The sequence below is a fragment of the Taibaiella chishuiensis genome (assembly GCF_003014535.1).
Taxonomy (GTDB): domain Bacteria; phylum Bacteroidota; class Bacteroidia; order Chitinophagales; family Chitinophagaceae; genus Taibaiella; species Taibaiella chishuiensis.
Genome location: NZ_PYGD01000008.1, coordinates 18,139 through 32,970, shown reverse-complemented (window position 1 = coordinate 32,970; position 14,832 = coordinate 18,139). Strand labels below are relative to the sequence as shown.

Annotated in this window: 12 protein-coding genes; 8 read left to right on the top strand and 4 right to left on the bottom strand. The window is 51.4% G+C overall.

Features of this window, described 5'->3' with window-relative positions; translation table 11 throughout:
• Positions 1-240 precede the first annotated feature (240 nt).
• From rbfA to B0I18_RS18150, 7 genes are all read left to right on the top strand, one after another.
• Positions 241-597, top strand: coding sequence for a 30S ribosome-binding factor RbfA (gene rbfA, locus B0I18_RS18180; RefSeq protein ID WP_106524177.1), 357 nt, complete (start codon positions 241-243; stop codon positions 595-597).
• 10 nt (positions 598-607) lie between these two features.
• Positions 608-1,840, top strand: a complete 1,233-nt coding sequence (locus B0I18_RS18175) for an ABC transporter permease (protein WP_106524176.1) — start codon at positions 608-610, stop codon at positions 1,838-1,840.
• Between the two features lie 37 nt (positions 1,841-1,877).
• Positions 1,878-2,870: a GSCFA domain-containing protein gene (locus B0I18_RS18170; protein ID WP_245882113.1), complete on the top strand. Its 993-nt coding sequence runs from the start codon at positions 1,878-1,880 to the stop codon at positions 2,868-2,870.
• Between the two features lie 195 nt (positions 2,871-3,065).
• Positions 3,066-4,091: an AAA family ATPase gene (locus tag B0I18_RS18165; protein WP_106524175.1), complete on the top strand. Its 1,026-nt coding sequence runs from the start codon at positions 3,066-3,068 to the stop codon at positions 4,089-4,091.
• An 85-nt stretch (positions 4,092-4,176) separates the two neighbouring features.
• Positions 4,177-5,046 carry a DUF58 domain-containing protein gene (locus B0I18_RS18160; protein ID WP_245882112.1) on the top strand — a complete coding sequence of 290 codons (870 nt, stop codon included), beginning with the start codon at positions 4,177-4,179 and terminating at the stop codon, positions 5,044-5,046.
• 74 nt (positions 5,047-5,120) lie between these two features.
• Positions 5,121-6,077, top strand: a complete 957-nt coding sequence (locus B0I18_RS18155) for a hypothetical protein (protein WP_106524173.1) — start codon at positions 5,121-5,123, stop codon at positions 6,075-6,077.
• Positions 6,074-7,084 carry a vWA domain-containing protein gene (locus B0I18_RS18150; RefSeq protein WP_106524172.1) on the top strand — a complete coding sequence of 337 codons (1,011 nt, stop codon included), beginning with the start codon at positions 6,074-6,076 and terminating at the stop codon, positions 7,082-7,084. Before B0I18_RS18155 ends, B0I18_RS18150 begins: the two co-directional genes overlap by 4 nt.
• Before the next feature lie 85 nt (positions 7,085-7,169).
• On the opposite strand, the gene pepE is transcribed toward B0I18_RS18150, so the two are convergent.
• Positions 7,170-7,883, bottom strand: coding sequence for a dipeptidase PepE (gene pepE / locus B0I18_RS18145; RefSeq protein WP_106524171.1), 714 nt, complete (start codon positions 7,881-7,883; stop codon positions 7,170-7,172).
• 310 nt (positions 7,884-8,193) lie between these two features.
• Here pepE and B0I18_RS18140 point away from each other — a divergent pair, with 310 nt between their 5' ends.
• Positions 8,194-8,376, top strand: coding sequence for a histone H1 (locus B0I18_RS18140; protein ID WP_106524170.1), 183 nt, complete (start codon positions 8,194-8,196; stop codon positions 8,374-8,376).
• Between the two features lie 73 nt (positions 8,377-8,449).
• Here B0I18_RS18140 and B0I18_RS18135 read toward each other — a convergent pair whose 3' ends face one another.
• Genes B0I18_RS18135 through B0I18_RS18125 form a run of 3 tightly spaced genes read right to left on the bottom strand, consistent with a single transcriptional unit; the run spans position 8,450 to position 14,817 of the window.
• Entirely contained in the window at positions 8,450-10,258 is a 1,809-nt protein-coding gene (locus tag B0I18_RS18135) for a cytochrome-c peroxidase (RefSeq protein ID WP_106524169.1), read from the bottom strand.
• Between the two features lie 17 nt (positions 10,259-10,275).
• Positions 10,276-11,199, bottom strand: a complete 924-nt coding sequence (locus tag B0I18_RS18130) for a leucine-rich repeat domain-containing protein (protein WP_106524168.1) — start codon at positions 11,197-11,199, stop codon at positions 10,276-10,278.
• Positions 11,200-14,817: an alkaline phosphatase PhoX gene (locus tag B0I18_RS18125; RefSeq protein WP_106524167.1), complete on the bottom strand. Its 3,618-nt coding sequence runs from the start codon at positions 14,815-14,817 to the stop codon at positions 11,200-11,202.
• Between the last annotated feature and the right edge of the window lie 15 nt (positions 14,818-14,832).

Below are 14,832 nucleotides of genomic sequence, written 5' to 3'. Positions count from 1 at the left end.
AATTTAATTTTTTATGTACCAAAGATAAGAAAATAATCATTTTGCCGTATCTTTTTGTTGCAGGGCAACCGGACATCTAAATGTAGGAATTAATTGCCCGGGGAGCCGTTTATGTTTGCATTAATTTGAACTAATTAGCATTCATGCTGCGCTATACCCTGCATGAAAAATCATCATTTTAAGGAATGTCTTCTTTACACTGGCATAATGATGTAATTTTAGCTTTTTAAACCGATAGTAATGGAAGAAAGTAAACGTCAGAAACAGGTAGCCCGCCTGATCCAGGAGGAAATGACCACCCTGTTTCAAAGAGAAGGACTGAGCATCGTACAGGGAGGCATGGTGTCTATATCGAAAGTAGCAATTACGCCCGACCTGCTGGAAGCCAGGATTTACCTGAGTTTCTTTAAAATAGAAGATCCGAAGGCCCTGCTGGCCGGTATTAAAGAGAAAACCGGCGAACTGCGTGGCGCCCTGGGCAATAAGTTGCGCAACCAATTGCGCCGTATACCCGAGCTGCAATTTTTCCTGGATGATACGCTCGATCACGTACAACACATGGACGACCTCTTCAAAAGAATCAAGGATAACTCTTAATGCCCTGTAAATGAAGCTGGCGGCTACGATTGCCTGGCGCTATTTCAGAGGTAAGAAATCGGCGCAGGCCATTAATATTATTTCCTGGATCAGTATCAGCGCTATTGCCGTATCGGCAGGCGCTATGACGGTGCTGTTCTCCATATTCAACGGGCTCGAGGGCACCGTACTGGATATGTATTCGGCTTTTTACCCGGATATCAAGATATCAGCTGCCAAAGGCAAGTTCTTTACCCTCGCTCCCGACAAACAGGCCGCCATCGGCAAGATACCGGGTATAGCGCTCAGCAGCTACGCCATCGAAGATATGGTATTGCTTTCGGGGCAGGACGAGCAGAAGGTGGGTACTTTAAAAGGGGTAGACGCGCAATGGTTCGACGTAACCCATATGGATAGCTTTATCGTCGAAGGTAAGGGTAGCCTGGATGAGCATAAAAATTATACGCCTGCCGTAGTAGGTCTGAATATTGCCGCGGCGCTCGGTGCGGATGTGGATAACGTGTTTTCCTTTTTACGGATTTACTATCCCAAACCCAGCGCCAAAAGCCTGTCGGTACAGGACCCCGAGGCCTCCTTCAACAGCATAGCCGTAAAGCCCGACGGCATTTTCAGGATCCAGGACGAGTTCGACGGCAGTTATGTACTGACCACGATCGCCGCTGCGCAACACCTCTTCGGTAAACCAGGTATGCTAACCTCGGTAGAGTTGAAAATGAAGCCCGGCGCACAGCCCACGGCAATAAAACGGGAGCTTCGCCGTTTGTTAGGCGATGACGTAAAGGTAGAAGACCGCTTCGAGCAGAATAAAACCTTGTACATGGTCATGCGCGGCGAGAAATGGGCGGTATATGCCATCCTGCTGCTGGTGTTGCTGATCGCCTCGTTTAATATGATCGGGTCTTTGTCGATGGTAGTGTTGGAAAAGAAAAAAGATATGGCCATCCTGAAATCTATGGGGGCAACCCAGGGAATGGTGCAACGCATATTTTTATTCGAGGGTTGTTGCCTGGCTTTGCTGGGCGGCGTGCTGGGCATAGGTTCCGGGCTGCTGTTGTGCCTGGGCCAGCAATACTTCGGCTGGGTAAGCCTGCCCGATGGGTTTATCATCAGCGCTTACCCGGTAGAAATGCGGCTTACCGACTTTATGCTGGTTGCAGTTACCGTGCTGGCGGTTGGCGTACTGGCCGCCTGGTACCCGGCCCGCAAAGCGGCCCTGCAGCCGCTGGTGCTGCGCGAAGAATAACACCTGCTTTTATTTACCCCGGAAAAGAACAAATATTTTGAATTTCACCTTACCGCTTACCATTCCTGCAGCAGGCACTGCGATAAGACACCAGGATAAGATACTGCTGACCGGCTCCTGTTTTACGGAGCATATGAGCAGCCGTATGGAACAGCTGCGTATGGATGTACTGGCCAACCCAAGCGGCATTTTATTCAACCCGGAAAGCGTTGCCGATAGCCTTAATGCCTATATCGACAACCGGGCTTATACCACGGGCGATCTTTTCTGCCTGCAGGAAATATGGAACTGCTGGGACTTTCATTCCGATTTTTCGGCAACCAGCAGCGCGGCTGCTTTAGACCTTATCCATAGCGCTGTATCGGGCGCCGGGGCTTTCCTGGCCGGGGCCGATTGGCTGATCGTGACCCTGGGTTCGGCCTTTCAGTACTTTACTACAGCGCTCGCCGGCGAGGCGGGCAGGGGCGTGGCCAACTGTCACCGCGCGCCGGGACAGTGGTTCGAGAAGCGCCTGTTGCCGGTAGCTACTATCGTGGATACCTGGCGTCAACTGATCGGGCGGTTGCAAACTTATAATCCCAAACTGAAAATCATCTTTACCATCAGCCCGGTGCGGCATGTACGCGATGGGGTAGTGGATAACAACCGGAGCAAGGCCCGCCTGATCGAAGCGGTGCATACCCTGGTCGCTACCTATGATCATTGCAGCTATTTCCCGGCTTACGAAATCGTGATCGATATCCTGCGTGATCACCGCTTTTATGATGTGGATATGATCCATCCTAATTATGCGGCGACGCAGTATGTGTGGGAACGTTTTGCAGATACCTATTTTACAGCCGATACACGCAAATTGCTGGGCCGTATCCAGGATATACAAACGGCGTGGCATCATAAAGTACGCTTTCCCGATACCGAAGCGCATTGCCGGTTTAAAGCGAGTTACCGGGAAAAACTGTTGCAGCTTAAGGAGCAGTATCCTTACCTGGACCTGGAAGAAGCGCTGGCTTATTTTTCTTCAGCATCCTAGCGAAGCCCTTGTTAACCTGTGATTAACGCCAGCTTTTTAAATTTAAATTTAGTTTAGCAATTACAATCAGATATTTGTAGTTCCATTTTAATCTACGCAGATATTCCCTACATTTACACGCTTTTTTACGGCTTTTTTTCAAAATTGAACGTACCTTCAAGGGCTACGTAAGTAAAATTAATTTTCTACATTATTATGGAACAAAATCTGGGACAGACTGCAACTTCTTCTTCTGTTGACATTCGGGAACTGAACGAACGCATCCATCAGCAAAGTGCATTTATAGACCTGTTGATGATGGAACTGAATAAAGTATTGGTAGGACAAAAACATATGGCGGAGCGCCTGCTTATAGGCTTGCTTACCCAGGGCCATATCCTGCTGGAAGGCGTGCCCGGTCTCGCCAAAACTTTAGCGATCAAATCACTGGCTTCAGCCATTAACGGGAAATTCAGCCGTATCCAATTTACACCGGATTTATTACCTGCCGACGTGATCGGTACCATGATCTATAACCCGCAGGAGCATAAATTTGAAGTGCGTCGCGGCCCCATCTTCGCCAACTTCGTGCTGGCCGACGAGATTAACCGTGCACCGGCCAAGGTACAGAGTGCATTGCTCGAAGCCATGCAGGAAAAGCAGGTAACCATAGGCGATGCCACGCATAAACTGGAAGAACCTTTCCTGGTGCTGGCTACACAGAATCCTATCGAACAGGAAGGTACCTACCAATTGCCCGAAGCGCAGGTAGACCGTTTCCTGCTGAAGGTGGTGATTACCTATCCTAAAAAAGAAGAAGAAAAACTGATTATCCGCCAGAACCTGAACCCCGGCGGCGCACCCAAAATCAATCCGGTGGTAAGCACCCAGGATATCCTGAACGGCCGCCAGTTGGTACGCGAAGTATATATGGACGAAAAGATCGAGCAGTATATTCTCGATATCGTATTCGCTACCCGTTTCCCCGAAGAATTTAAACTGGGTAAACTGAAACCGCTGATCGCTTATGGCGGTTCGCCGCGTGCCAGTATCAGCCTGGCGCATGCCGCCAAGGCCTATGCCTTTATCAAGCGCCGTGGTTATGTAATTCCCGAAGATATACGTGCGGTATGCCACGATGTAATGCGCCACCGTATTGGCCTTACTTACGAGGCCGAAGCCGAAAATATAACCAGCGAACAGGTGATCAACGAAATCCTGAATGTAGTGGAAGTGCCCTAGCAGCTTGCTTCCCGGGCGGGTCATGAATCGTGACCGCCCGTTAAGGTTTAACCGTTAACAGTTAAATATTATGCGTTCTTAATTCATGATGACCACTGCTGAAATATTAAAACGGGTACGGCGTATTGAAATCAAAACGAGGGGCCTCAGCAACCATATCTTCTCCGGCGAGTATCATTCGGCTTTTAAAGGCCGGGGTATGTCGTTCAGCGAAGTAAGGGAGTATAGCCCCGGCGATGATGTACGCGCCATCGACTGGAATGTTACCGCCCGTTTCTCCACCCCCTTTGTCAAAGTTTTTGAAGAAGAGCGGGAGCTGACCGTTATGCTGCTGGTCGATGTCAGCAGCAGTTCGCTGTTTGGCACCAGCAGGCAGCGCAAACGCGACCTGATTACCGAGATCGCGGCCGTGCTTTCTTTTTCCGCCACGACCAATAACGATAAGGTCGGCGTTATCTTCTTCAGCGATAAGATCGAGAAGTACATACCGCCCAAGAAAGGCAAATCGCATATCCTGCGTATTATCCGCGAAATGCTGACGCTGGAACCCAGCGAAGAGAAGGGCACCGATATCGGTGAATGCCTCCGCTTTTTCAATAATGCTTCGAAAAAACGGACCATTGCCTTCCTGCTCAGCGACTTTATCAGCGCACCTTACGAAGAGCCGCTGAAGCTTACGGCCCGCCGGCACGACCTGGTAGGCGTGCAGGTATACGACAAGGCCGATAAGGAATTGCCCGATGCCGGCCTGATACAGGTGCAGGACAGCGAAACCCGCGAGCTGCAATGGCTCGATACTTCCGATAAAAAGGTACGCCTGCAATATGCCGAAGCCTTTGTACAACATCAGAAATATGGGGTCAACGCTTTCCGTAAAACCGGCGCCGAACTGATCGCCGTCCGTACCGACGACGATTATGTAAAAATATTACAGGGCTTTTTCATAAACCGATAAAAACGACATTGCGCAACCACGGCCGGGATACCGGCTTTAAGGGTGGTATCCTAAAATCAAGATTATTAGTTTTAATGAACCTAAAAAACAGATTTTTCTTATCCCTCCTGCTTGCGGCTGCCTTATGTTTCCCGGCAGCCCTGCTCTATGCCCAGCCTGCAGCAGGCGCGCGGGTAGATGCCCGCAAGATCACGATCGGCGATCACCTGCGGTTATGGCTCGAAGTAAAACCCGGCGCTAAAGGTAATACCGTGCTCTGGCCCAAACCCGATACACTTTACGGCCTCGAGATCGTAGAACGCGGTAAGATAGACACGGTACAAAATGCAGATACTTACCTGCTGAAACAGCGCCTGCTGGTAACCGGCTTCGACTCGGGCCGGTATTATATTCCGTCTTTCGCATTTAAAGTAATGGATAAAGGCGGGCAGGTTACCGAACTGTATACCGACTCGATCGCCATCGAAGTGGCCACCATACCAGTAGATACGACCAAAGCCTTTAAACCGATCAAGGAAATCGTGGAGGTGCAAAGTTCCTGGCTCGACTACTGGAAGATTATCCTGGCGGTGATCTTACTGGTAGGATTGGGCATATTTGTATGGTACTACTTCTACCGCAACCGCGGTACGAAAATACCGCAGGTAGTAAAAGTGCCACCGGAAAAAGCGCATGAAAAAGCCGTGCGCCAGTTGCAGGAACTGCAGGACAAACACTTGCCGGAGCAGGGCCGTGTAAAAGAATACTACAGCGGCCTGAGCGACATTATCCGTACTTACCTGGAAGAACGTTATGGAATTACCGCCATGGAGCAAACGACCGACGAATTGCTGGCCCTGTTGAAAAAACAAACCGAGTCGCGTGCCGAGCTGCGTAAGGTAAGACCGGAACTGAAAATGATATTGCGTACCGCCGACCTGGCCAAGTTTGCGAAAGCCAGTCCCAACCAGGAGGAACAGAATGCCTGTATGACTGCCGCTATGGAAGTGATCAAGCGTACACAATTTAAACCAGAGGAGGACGCATCATGATAAAGTGGCTGGAAAAATATCATATCGTGCTGGCCTCGCCGCATTTCCTTTGGCTGTTGTTATTGCTGCCTTTACTGGTCTGGTACTTTATATACCAGAACCGGCGGCGCGCTGCCGTGCTTAAAATATCGACCACATCCGGCATCCGGCATATCAAACAATCCTGGAAGGTAAGGTGGCGCCCCCTGCTGCAGGTATTGCGGGCATTGGCTTTCGTGGCCTTTGTACTGGCTATGGCCCGCCCGCAAAAGACCAATGTAACCGAGAACGTGGATAGTGAAGGGATCGATATCGTATTGAGCATGGATATCTCGGGCAGTATGCTGGCCGAGGATTTTAAGCCTAACCGTATCGAGGCTGCGATCAGTACGGCCATGAAGTTTGTCGATGCCCGTCCTGCCGACCGTATAGGCCTGGTGATCTTTGCGGGGGAGAGTTTTACGCAATGTCCCATTACCATCGATCATGCCGTAATTAAAGAACAGCTGAGCCAGGTTAAAAGTGGCCTGCTGGAAGACGGTACGGCAATCGGTATGGGCCTGGCTACGGCCGTAGACCGCCTGCGCGATGCCCGGGGCAAAAGCCGCGTCGTGATCCTGATGACGGATGGGGTAAACAATACCGGCCTGGTAGACCCGCAAACGGCGCTCGAAATTGCCAAAGCCTATAAAGTAAGGGTATACACCATCGGCATCGGTAGCGAAGGCCAGGCCATGTACCCGGTACAGACGCCCTATGGCCTGCAAAAACAAATGATGCCGGTTCAGATCGACGAGAAGCTGTTGCAGAAAATATCGCGCGAAACGGGTGGTAAATATTACCGCGCCACGGGCAATACCAAACTGGAAAATATCTACAAAGAGATCGACCAACTGGAGAAGACCAAGATTGAGGTCAATGCCTACAAGCATTATGCAGAGTTGTTTTTCCCCTTTGCTTTTGCGGGCCTGATCGCCTTGCTGGCCGAGGTGGTTTTAAGTAATACGGTCTTCCGTAAATTACCCTAGTCTTAAAGCCGGTGGCCGCACCATTGGCGCTGAAATAAGAAGGGGCAGCAAATACAATTTGCTGCCCCTTTGCTATGGGTATGATTTATAGCGTTCCCGGGAAAGCCAGTTCTGTACCGGGTTGTAGCTCGTAAGGCTCCTTGCCTTGCTCGAATATACGGGAGTCGCGGCTGCCTTCCGTTTTGATCACATCGCCTTTAACGCGTATCCAGCTGCCTTCGCGCAGTCCTACTACCGGGATGCTGTTCTGGCTATGGAATTCTTTGATGCGGGTTTCCCGGGTTTCACCGTTATGTTGGGAGTTGGGATCCGGGTCGAGGTAATGCGGGTTAAGGTTAAAGGGTACCAGGCCCATAGTGGCAAAACTGGGCGGGTACACGATCGGCATATCATTGGTGGTCTGCATATTGATGCCGCCGATATTACTGCCGGCACTGGCGCCAAGGTAGGGCGTACCGCCTTCTACAGCCGTTTTAAGGGCATGTACCAGGTCAAACTCATGCAGTTGTTTTACCAGCAGGAAGGTATTACCGCCACCGGTAAAGAAACCTTTGGCCTGTTGTATGGCCTCTACCGGGTCGCGGAAGGTATGCAGCCCTGTTACCTTTATATCCCATGCTGCAAAGGCCGTAGCGGCTTTCTGGGTATAATCGTTATAACTGATGCCGCCGGGCCTTGCAAAGGGGATAAAGATAATTTCCGGTATGTTGTGGAACAGGTCTTTGATCACGGGCCCGAGGTAGGCAAGATATTCCTCGCCGAATAAGGTCGAGGTACTGGCAAGAACAATATTTTTCATTCCTAAGATTTTAATCAGGTATTGATGATAAACGCGCCTGTTGCTGCCCGGGGCAGCGGCCGGATTGCAAATGTAAGGTAAATAGCAAGTTAAAACCTGCCGTAGCGGCCCGCTGGAATCGTGCTGTTTTGTGCCCGGTATAGCCTTTTTTAGCCCTGATTTGAAGCCCTTTAGCGCGATTTTCCGGGTTTTCCGAACAGGATACAGGACGAAAACGGCCTTTACGGGGCCTGTGAGGCCAGTAAGTGGAAATAAAATTTGCCCGTTTTTGCTCCAGATGTATATATTTGCAGCACTAAATAATTGAAAAATGGAAAAATACAACGAATTAAAAGAGTTACTCGCTTCTATCGAGGCTGATGCAGACAAGTTTTTTAACAAAGGAAGCAAAGCTGCCGGAACTCGTGTTCGTACTGGTATGCAAGCGGTAAAAGCGCTGGCTCAGGAAATCAGAAATGAAGTTACCGCACTTAAAAACAAGGATGCTGAATAATTGACGTTTCTTTTTTACGAAAGAAGCACCCTGCAAGGGGTGCTTCTTTTTTTATGCATGATATCGTGTGTGCTTATCGCGTAGCCGTGGTATCGGTCAGTGCATGGATAAAGGCAATCAGGTCCTTCTGCTCCTGTGCCGAGAGGTCGAGGCGGTCGGGCGATAAAGTTTGGTTAGGCAGTTCGAAGCCCAGTCCGGCGCCACCGCCGCGGTTATAAAAATCGACCACCTCTTCCAGTGTGGCAAATACGCCGTTGTGCATATAAGGCGCAGTAAGGGCCGTATTGCGTACCGTAGTCGTCTTAAAGGCATACAGCTGGTGCGGGATCTCGTAGAGCAGGTATTTGCCGGAGTCGTTGTCCATCACGGCGTGTACCGTATCGGTATTGGCCGGTACGCCCAGCACTTCGCTTTCTATCTTCTGGTACAAAGGCGCTACCGCACCGGTAAACAAAGGTATAAAGTGACAGGTGCCGCATTTGGCCTTACCCATAAACAGGTTAAAGCCTTTTACCTGTTGCGGGGTCATAGCGCTGGCATCGCCGCGCATATACCGGTCAAAGGGACTGTTCATACTGATCAGCGAGCGTACATAGGCCGCCAGTGCTTTCTTTACCAGGTCGGGCGAAACGGCCTGGTTGCCATAGGCTGCGCGGAACAGTTTTTTATAGGCCTTGTCGCGGTCCAGTTGTGCCGCGATCTGCTGCACTTTACCGCCCATCTCCGCTTCATTGGAAATAACGTCGTGTGCCTGGTCTTCCAGGAAGGTAATGCGGCTGTCGTAAAACTGGCTGGGCTGAAAGGCTGCGTTCAGCAGGGTAGGCGTATTGCGCAGCAGTTTCTTGCTGCCCAGCAACGATTCGTTTAATTTAAGCCCGTCGGTAAATGCCCGGCCCGGTTGGTGGCAGGTACCGCAGCTGCGGTTATTGTTTACCGAAAGCCGCGTATCATAAAAGAGTTTCCTGCCCAGGGCCACCTGCTGCTGCGTTAAGGGTGCCGTACCATCGGGGGCGAAATACAGGACATCAAATGCATTTTGCTCGAACAGGTGTTTGGCCCGCGCGGCTATAGCAGTCTGCTGGCTGGAAAAGGGGATGCGTTGCTGATCCTGGTAGTCGTACATAGCCACGCACAGCGGGTTAATGTATTTGCTGATAAAGATGGCGCGGTCGAAGCTGTTGAAGTCATAACCGTTGTTGGCGATAAAACGGATGGCCTCGCGACAGGATGCCTGTACGGCGCCCGATTCGCGGAAGCAGGCCAATACGGCCAGCGTGCCTTCCAGCGTGGAGCGCGCTTCTGCGATACTGTTCAGCGCTACCGGGTTGTCGAAGCCCGAAATGCCTTTGATGATCATCCGGTAGATATTGAGCTTTAAGGCTTCCAGTACCTGGCTTTCGTTGAGTTCGATATCCGGTAACATGCCTTCCAGCTTATTGATGGCGAAGTTCAGGTTGCTTACTTCAAAGGCGATCTCTTTGCGGGTATCTTCGTTAATAGGGCCATAGATTACTTCTTCCAGCACCTGGTAACCTTTAGGATGCTGTGGTTCCATCTTTTCGCTGGGCTCGGCCTCGAGCAGCGGTGCACCGTTAATACGGGCGGCTGTTGCGGGGTAATAGTATTCAACGATAAATTCTATTTTCTTAAAATAATTGCGGCCCTGGTCAAAGAGGTCGCGGAGCCTGCCGGAGTCGGCGGTGGCTGTTTCGCGCTCCAGCTGCAGGTTACAGGCTTTCAGGCTGTCGATATACCCGCGGTAATAACTTAACACGGCAGGCATCGTCTGGTTGGATAGGCTTTGTGCCGACTGCAGGCCGGTAAGGGCCATTACGACAAGGGCAAAAATAAACAGGCTGTACTTGGTAAAACGTAAACGCATGGGTAAGGGTAAAAACTTTAAAAAATAATACGGGTATGGGGCAGCAGTTGCTTCAGGGTCGCGATCTCGGATTCCGGCATGGGATTGCCGATCAGCACGAGGGTCTTCAGCTTTTTCAGCTGCCCGATCTCCCGGGGCAGGTGGGTAACCTGGTTGTTGGAGAGGAAAATCATTTCCAGGTCAGCCAGTTCACCGATACCGGCGGGCAGGGTTTGCAGTTTGTTGTGGGCGAGCGATAATATCTTCAGTGCTTTCATCCTGCCGATGTCCCCGGGCAGGGCCTGGAGCTGGTTATACGAAGCGTCGAGCTGCTCCAGGTTGCGGAGCTGCACAAAACCCGCAGGCAGGCCGGTAAGCACATTATAGTCCATTTTGAAAAAGCGCAGGGCGCTCAGCTGTCCGATGTTTTCGGGCAGGTACAGGAAGTGGTTGTGGCTGATATCCAGTGTTGCCAGGCTTTTGAGCCTGCCTATACCTTCGCGCAGCGAGGCAAAGTCGTTCCAGGATATGTCGAGGGTACTGAGCTGGTCCAGGTCCTGTATGGATTGCGGCAATTCTACCAGGTGGTTTTTGTCGGCCTGCAGGGTATGCAGGGCTTTAAGCCTGCCGATGGCGGAAGGCAGCTTGCGCAGTGCATTTTCGCTGAGTACGAGCCGTTGCAGGCGTACCAGGTTGCACAACGAATCGGGCAGGGTTTGCAGCTCGTTCTTGAGCAGGTCGAGCGATTCAAGCTTTTGCAGCCGGCCTATGCGGGCACTGATGTTTTCACTTTTGGCAATGCGTAAGGAGAGGCTGCGCGCGCAATCGGGATGTTCGAGCGCGGCAGGCAGCGTTTTAAAATTTTCGGTCGGACACTGTGCCCTTAAAAGGATACAGTTGCCCGCCGTTAAAAGCAGGGCAACTGTAGCATTAAGGAGTATCCTTTTGGGGGATATATTCATTTACTGTTTGATAATTCTGGTCTTGGCAGTTTCGTTGCCGGAAATAATAACTACGTTGTATACGCCTGCAGCAAGCGATCCGATGTTTAAGGTAACGGTATTGTTGCCTTTGTTCAGGGATACGGTTTGCTCGCTTACGCTGTTACCGGTAGTGCTGTAGATCTTAACGATAGCGGCTTTCTGCTCAGGGCTGATCAGGCTTACGTTAAAGGTGTTGGTAGCAGGGTTCGGGAAGGTTTCCACGATGGCCAGCTGGTTGTCTACCTTAATGTCTACCACTTTGATATTGGTCAGTACCTCTTTGCCATTGGCCTGTACGGCTTTAATGCGGTAGAAGTTCTGTCCGGCATAAGGATGCTGGTCGAGGTAGCCGAATTTGTTCAGGCTGTTTTTACCGGATACTTTTTCAACGGTACCGATGGTTTCGAAACCGTTACCGGCTACCATACGCTGGATCTCGAATTTAGCAAGGGTTTCATCGGTTACATATTCCCAGTTCAGCTGTGCTTTGTTCGCAGCGGTGCGGTACGCTTCGAAACCTGCGAAAGAGATAGCAAGCGGTGCATTAAGGCCCAGGAATTCTTTACGGGCAATAACGATAGCCGATTCTTTGTTGAAGCGCTCAGGGTTACCGGCTGCATCGATCATCTGCGTAGCATTGCTGCCGGATGGGTGCTGCATGGATACGAACATGAATTTATAATCCGGGGAGAAGGTCATACCGGTAGGCTCGCAACCGGCGGGCGTTACGGCAAACAGTTCTACTTTCGGATCGGCATTGGTATGGCAGGGTTTTACCATCCAGATGTGGTTACGGCCACCATCCTGGATCACATACAGGTTGCCTTCATTGTCGAAGGTCAGGTTGTCGTTACCATCTCTCCATTGTTCGCTGGCAGTACCGCCGTTATAGGTGATGTTGTACATGGTGCCTGCATTACCTACAAACACTTCGCAATTGGTAACGTCGTTGCTGTTGCCTACGGTTTTGTTGTCTTTGAAACGGTAAACGCGGCTGCTGGCTTTAGAGGTGAAATAGATCATGCTGTCCAGCGGGCTGATCTCAACGTCTTCGATAGAGTTGAAGTTGGTAGCGGCAATGCTCGCAGCATAAGCCCTTACGTTGTTACACTCGGTAGGTGTGCTGTTCGGAACCTGCATCCAGGTACCGCTTGTGGCTACGCCTGCAGCGCCGGACAGTTTTAATACATACAGGTTACCGGTACCCAGTTTACCTGCGGTGTCGGCTACCATTTTAAAGATAAAGCCAGGGTTTTCGTCATTACCTTCATATACGGTTTTGTGGTCGAATGCTACCACTACGTTCTCGTGCGACATACGGCCCAGTTTCCACAATTTATCCGGTGCACCGTCGTAGTTATGGTCTACGATCGCATGGGTGGCAGGATCGATCTCTACAGCCCAACCCACATCCTGGTAACCGTCACCGTTTACATCGTTGGCGGGCAGGGTCTCTTCGCAGGTAATGATGGTATTCCATGGGGTAACGGTACCGCTACAGTTACGGCCGGTACCACCGATCACACCAAAATCAACCGGTACGTTATTGGTTACATTCCACAGTTGTGAAGTATTGTTGTAATTCAGGCTCAGCATAGACACGCCGGCAGCAGGCCAGCTGCCTTCTTCGTGGTTCACCGAGAGGTAACCGTTGGTGCTGCTGCCTGCAATAGGCACATAACCGGTAAAGTCGAAGGTACCTTTGGTTACACCGTCGGCGGCATTGGTATACGGATCGCCGGATTGCAGCAGCATCTGGAAGGTATGCGAACCCGGGATACGCAGCGAGTCCGGTTGAGCAGAAGGCAGTACGGATACGAAGTTGGAGATATGGGTGCCGGCCAGCGGGTTACATACAACCGGGGCAACCGGTGCGGTATACTCGTTCAGGCTCATATCGAAGCCCAGGTCGGAGCTCTGTCCGTCGCGCTGGTGGATCTCTACGGCAATCGTATTGGTACCGTTTACCAGTACGCTTTTCGGGATATGGTAAGGGAAATAAACCGATTCGTCGGCGCCGTCCACGATGGTGGAAGAATGCGTCAGGTAATCGAAGGCGCCGGCAGGCATATTGCTGCGCACCACTTCCGTACCATTGATATAGATAATGGCGCCATCGTCACGGAGTACTTTCAGCTCCAGGGTATCGGAGAGCGATGCTACACTGGTTACATGGATCTGCTTACGGAAATAAGTGGTGATGTATTTGTTCGATGCATCAGGACCGTAACCGACTACAGTTACCGCGCCATCGTTATATCCCAGTTTACCCGGACCGAAAGCCCATGTGGCGTCGTTGAAAGCAGGCGCTGTCCAGGCGGTACCCTGGTTGCTGCCGTTATCGAGGTATTTCCACTCGCTGTTGGCGGCTACCGGGAAGTTGGTGATGGCCATAACAGGAGGTACGTATTCTTTTACCTCCATGTCGAAAACGAGGTCTGTGCTGGCGGCATCGCTCTGGTGCACTTCGGCGGCAAAGGTATTGTTACCGTTTACCAGCAGGTTGCGCGATACGCGGAAGGTGGTATAAGCCGATTCGGCTGCACCGGAAAGGGCAGAAGAGGCTGGGGTAGTGTAGGTAATGGTTCCTGCAGGCATATTGCTGCGGTGTACTTCTGTACCGTTGATGTAGACTACTGCGCCGTCATCTTTCATAATGCTGATGTCGAGCGAATCCTGCAGTGCTGTTACATCGAGTATGTTTACCTGCTTACGGAAGTAGGCCGTCATCGGTTTGTTGTTGGCATCGGCGCCGAATTCCAGTGTGGTAACCTGGTTGAGGCCATAACCCAGTTTGCCGGGTCCATAGCTCCAGGCGGCATCGTTAAAGCCGGTGGCCCTCCAGGCGGTACCCAGGTCGGTACCGTTGTCGAAGTAGCGCCATTCGCTTTGTTTATTGATCGGCAGGTCGGCGCTCAGCAGGGGAGGTACCGATGCGCTGGTATATTCTACGATCAGTTTAGGCGCATTGGCTGCGTTACCATCGTAAGAGAAGGTGTTGCGCACACCGCTGGTGCCTTTAAGCAGGATCACGACAGAGTTGCCCGGCGCCCAGCCAGCCCGGTTGATCACCGGTTGCAGTATGGCTTTGATATCCGGCGTACGTTGCAGCGGACCGGCTACACCTGCTGTGGTGGTGCCCCAGCTGGCGTCGGTGCTGCCCGGCCATAAAACCGAGTCGGCTACCTGGGCTCTGCTGCTGATGTTGAAAGCAACACCGGCAAAGGTCGGCGCGTTGTCGATGGCCTGTGCGGTAATATAGGCGTTGCCGGATACCGGCGCTTTATCGCCCTTGTTGGCAAACTGAACGTAAGCCCTTTTGATGGTAGCGCCCTGGGGGATCATGATGCTACCGAATTTTACACCCACAATCTGTCTTTTGCTACCGTCGAGCATAATCTCCAGGTCGGAGCTGCCGAGGTCTACATCGCCCACGGTACCAGTGCCGCCGGGTACATATTCTTCGGCATCATCGGTGCCGGAAGTAACGCTGCGGAGAATGGTCTGGCTGGTTTGGGCATACAGGGCGCTGCCGGAAGCAAGCGCCATCGAAGAAAGTAACAAGGCTTTCTTCATCTTCTTGTTGAGTTGGTTCATTAATACAGGATTAGG

Coding starts and splice junctions, on each gene's coding strand:
- rbfA (WP_106524177.1), top strand. CDS start 241: ATGGAAGAAAGTAAACGTCAGAAACAGGTAGCCCGCCTGATCCAGGAG.
- B0I18_RS18175 (WP_106524176.1), top strand. CDS start 608: ATGAAGCTGGCGGCTACGATTGCCTGGCGCTATTTCAGAGGTAAGAAA.
- B0I18_RS18165 (WP_106524175.1), top strand. CDS start 3,066: ATGGAACAAAATCTGGGACAGACTGCAACTTCTTCTTCTGTTGACATT.
- B0I18_RS18160 (WP_245882112.1), top strand. CDS start 4,177: ATGATGACCACTGCTGAAATATTAAAACGGGTACGGCGTATTGAAATC.
- B0I18_RS18155 (WP_106524173.1), top strand. CDS start 5,121: ATGAACCTAAAAAACAGATTTTTCTTATCCCTCCTGCTTGCGGCTGCC.
- B0I18_RS18150 (WP_106524172.1), top strand. CDS start 6,074: ATGATAAAGTGGCTGGAAAAATATCATATCGTGCTGGCCTCGCCGCAT.
- pepE (WP_106524171.1), bottom strand. CDS start 7,883: ATGAAAAATATTGTTCTTGCCAGTACCTCGACCTTATTCGGCGAGGAA.
- B0I18_RS18140 (WP_106524170.1), top strand. CDS start 8,194: ATGGAAAAATACAACGAATTAAAAGAGTTACTCGCTTCTATCGAGGCT.
- B0I18_RS18135 (WP_106524169.1), bottom strand. CDS start 10,258: ATGCGTTTACGTTTTACCAAGTACAGCCTGTTTATTTTTGCCCTTGTC.
- B0I18_RS18130 (WP_106524168.1), bottom strand. CDS start 11,199: ATGAATATATCCCCCAAAAGGATACTCCTTAATGCTACAGTTGCCCTG.
- B0I18_RS18125 (WP_106524167.1), bottom strand. CDS start 14,817: ATGAACCAACTCAACAAGAAGATGAAGAAAGCCTTGTTACTTTCTTCG.